At 61.1% G+C, this 3,808-nt stretch carries 3 protein-coding genes; all 3 read left to right on the top strand.

Annotated features, from left to right (window positions below; genetic code table 11):
• The first annotated feature begins 136 nt into the window (after positions 1 to 136).
• Genes CG471_RS29200 through CG471_RS29190 form a run of 3 tightly spaced genes read left to right on the top strand, consistent with a single transcriptional unit; the run spans position 137 to position 3,722 of the window.
• Positions 137 to 1,369, top strand: a complete 1,233-nt coding sequence (locus CG471_RS29200; protein WP_007015824.1) for a site-specific integrase — start codon at positions 137 to 139, stop codon at positions 1,367 to 1,369.
• A complete protein-coding gene (locus CG471_RS29195; protein ID WP_009823940.1) occupies positions 1,366 to 2,721 on the top strand; it encodes a tyrosine-type recombinase/integrase in 1,356 nt (451 codons plus the stop codon). The genes CG471_RS29200 and CG471_RS29195 overlap by 4 nt, the downstream gene beginning before the upstream one ends.
• Entirely contained in the window at positions 2,718 to 3,722 is a 1,005-nt protein-coding gene (locus tag CG471_RS29190) for a site-specific integrase (RefSeq protein ID WP_009823939.1), read from the top strand. Before CG471_RS29195 ends, CG471_RS29190 begins: the two co-directional genes overlap by 4 nt.
• Positions 3,723 to 3,808 lie beyond the last annotated feature (86 nt).

The following is a 3,808-nucleotide window of genomic DNA, read 5'->3' as shown; positions in this document are numbered from 1 at the left end:
GATTGCTTATCGCGAGGAAGCGGTAATGCGGAGGAGCGCGGCGTAACCGGCGAATTCCCATGATAGTGTGCGCATTTGCTGCGCATTATATTGGTTGCGAACCTCGGCGGTCCCTGGACCAGCTGAGGAGGCAATCATGTTGAAGTTGCATGACGAGTTGATCACCGAACTCTCGAATTCGCTCACCACACAGAATTACAATCCCGTGGTCGTGGCGAACCACCGTCTCTACGCCCGCGCGTTTCTCGATTATCTGGCCGAGTGCGATATACAGGTCGAGACTGTGACGCCGCAGCAGGTCGATCAGTATTTTGGCTATGCGGTTCAGGATTTTGAGATCCAGTACGGTCGGCCTCCCAGTGCGCGTTGGCACATGTTGCCCCGCACCGCGATCGCCAAGCTCCTCCGGCTTGCTCAAGGCAATTGGCCCCCGGACGCAGAAATGATCGGTCCCGATGACGAGCATCGACATGAAATTTGCCGCGAATACGAGGCATGGCTGCGCGAGGAGCGCGGTTTGGCAAGCGCGTCCATTGCGGCGCTGATGTGGGAGGCGCGAAACTTCCTGCGATGGCAGTTCGACCGGGCCGGTGCCGCCAGCCTCGAAACGTTGAGCATCGTGGACATCGATCTCTACATGGACATGCGCGCGCCTGGTTTACGGCGCAAATCATTGGCCGATGTCGCTGAGCGTCTCCGTTCGGTGGTTCGCCATCTGCATCGGACGGGTCGCATCCCGACCGATCTGACGCCACACATCATCGGCCCCATGCTCTATGCCTACGAAGATGTGCCGTCGACGCTGGAAAGGAGCCAAATCGCCGCGGTTCTGGCGACAACGCAGGAGGACAGATCGCCACGCGGACTACGCGATTATGCGATACTTCAGCTGCTTGCCACGTATGGGCTGCGCGAAGGTGAGATATGCCGCCTTCGGCTCGATGACGTGGACTGGCGCGCAGAATCCCTCCGGATCTGCCACACCAAGACCAACGCGTACTCGTACATGCCGCTAATGGTGACTGTTGGTGAAGCGCTGCTGGATTATCTGCGCCTTGGGCGGCCCCAGGTTGAAGTGCGGGAAATCTTCGTCCGATCCTGCGCACCCTATATCGCAATGACGAACCTGTACGGCATGATCCGCGGTCGGTTGGCCGCCGCAGGCGTAGTGCCAGCAGGAAAGCGGGGGCCGCATGTCTTCCGCCACGCACGTGCGGTCGAAATGCTGCGGGCATCGGTCCCGCAAAAGATCATCGGCGACGTGCTCGGGCATCGATCCACCGAATCCACCAATACTTATCTCAAACTGGCAACAGATGATCTCCGAGCCGTGGCACTCGAGGTGCCTGGAATGGAGGTGCTGTCATGAGCGCCTGGCACGATCCCGATCGCACCGTCGTCGACGCCTTCCTGGTAAAATCGCAGTTCCGGCCGGGAAGCGTACCGACATATCGCTGGTTCCTTTGCACCTTCGAAGATGTTGCCCGCCGGCATCCGGCGGTGGACCGGCAGATGCTCGACGCCTGGCTGAAGGAGATGCAAAAACGTTGGCGATTGTCGACGCTGCTCAATCAGGTCTGCATTGTCGACCGCTTCCTCGACCACCTCGTCGAAATCGGGCTGATCGCCGACAACCCTGTTGCTGCACTTCGCCGTCGGTACAACGTCAAGCAAAGCAAGCCGATCTGGCGGGCCTTGGCTTCCCCGAATCCCGACGAATCCTTGGCCGCGTTACGACGGCCTGCGCCCTTCGGCAGCGTGCTGGGTGACTTCATGCAAGACCATGTCATGCTGATGCGCAGCCGGGGATATCAATATGAAGCGCAGGCTCACTGGCTGCTGCGGTTCGATCGGTTCCTTCAGGCCCGTCCCGACCTCGCGGAGCAACCACTTGAGGCAATGATTGCGAGCTGGGCGGCTGCCAAGCCGACCCGCAACCACGCGGCTGAATGCCAGAAGCTGGCGCGCATCCTGACCAAGGCGCGGTTCCGCCTCGATCCGACTATCCCGCCAAAGCGCTTCAATCCCCGGCCAGAGCGGGAAGTAGCGCGGGAGCATCGGCAACCGCATATCTTCAGCCCGGCTGACGTTCGGCGTATGCTCGATACCGCACGGACTTATCCGTCGCCGGACGCTCCGCTGCGGCCGTTGACCCTCTACACCATGATCATGCTGGCCTATTGTGCCGGGCTACGGCGAAGCGAGCTGGCATGGCTCGATCTTGGTGACGTGGACCTGCAATCAAGCACGATCACGATCCGGGAAACGAAGTTCTACAAGACCAGGATCTTGCCTCTATCCGACAGTGTCGCGGTCGAACTGCGCGCGTACATCGATGCGAGGCGGCGCGCTGGCGGCCCACAGAACCCGAAATCAGGGCTGTTCTGGCATGCCCACTTAAATGACCGCTACAGGCCCGAGGCGGTTACGACAATGATTACCAACGTCATGCGCCGTGCTGGGCTCAAGCCCGCTTCGGGCCGGACCGGGCCGCGGGTCCATGACCTTCGTCACTCGATGGTGGTGAACCGCATCCTCCAGTGGTACCGGTCCGGCATTAACCCTCAGGAAAAACTGCACTTCCTCTCGACCTACATGGGGCACCGGGATCTCCACTCCACGCTGGTCTACATCACCGTCACGCAGGATCTGTTGCAGGAAGCCAGTGAACGGTTCCGCGCGCTCGGCGCCCCGTGCCTTGTCACGGAGGCGCGGCCATGAGGAAAGGCAATCCATTGCCCGCGTTGTTGCGGGCGTTCTTCCAGGAGTGGCTGGCCGAGCAGCGCAGCGCGTCAATCCACACGATCCGCTCTTATCGCGACACCTGGCGGCTGCTGCTTCGGTTCGTCGCGGAGCGAAAAGGCTGCGGGGTCGCGCGGCTGACGCTCACCGACGTCTCGGCCGGCGAGGTGCGCGCGTTCCTTCATCATACCGAGCATGGCCGCAAGACCACGATCGGCACGCGGAACTGCCGACTGGCCGCCATCCGCAGCTTCTTCAGCTTCGTGGCGGACAAGAATCCGGAATACATCGCGCAGTGCTCAGAGGTCCTGGCTGTTCCGTTGAAGCGGGAGCCCACCTCCGCGCCGTGCTACCTCGAGCCCGAGGAGGTCGAGGCCATCCTCGCCCAGCCCAACCGATCGACACTCGAAGGGCTGCGCGACCATGTACTGCTCTCGTTCCTCTATAACAGTGGCGCGCGAATCCAAGAGGCGCTTGACCTCTGTCCCGAAGCAATCCGGTTCGATGCACCGAACTTCGTGCGTCTTTACGGCAAGGGGCGCAAGGAACGCATCTGCCCGCTCTGGCCAGAAACCGTGGCATTGCTCAGGAAGCTACTGGAGCGACAGCCGCGTGCGCCCGATGAGCGGATCTTCGTCAATCGATACGGTGAACCGCTAGGGGCGTCAGGGGTGCGGTTCAAGCTCAACGCCTACGTGGAACAAGCCGCGAAATCGACGCTGACCCTCCAGTCAAAACACGTTACGCCTCACAGCTTCCGGCACGCGACCGCCGTCCACCTCGTTGCCGCCGGGGTCGATATCACCGTCATCCGCAGTTGGCTCGGGCACGTCAGTCTCGATACGACCAATCACTATGCTCAGGCCAATCTGGAGACCAAACGAAAGGCGCTGGAACAGGTTGGCGCCCCGGCGGCGAGCAACGTGCCACCTTCGTGGAAGCGAGATGCCAATCTGATGGGATGGCTCGACACCCTATAGAATAATGTGAAGGACGTGGCGAAATGTTCCGCAGCTTTGCAGGACTACGCCGCGTTCCTCCGCATTACCGCTTCCTCGCGATAAGG

The sequence above is a fragment of the Sphingobium sp. IP1 genome (genome assembly GCF_002708645.1).
GTDB classification, from domain to species: Bacteria; Pseudomonadota; Alphaproteobacteria; order Sphingomonadales; family Sphingomonadaceae; genus Sphingobium; species Sphingobium yanoikuyae.
This window is presented reverse-complemented; position numbering and strand designations above follow the sequence as displayed.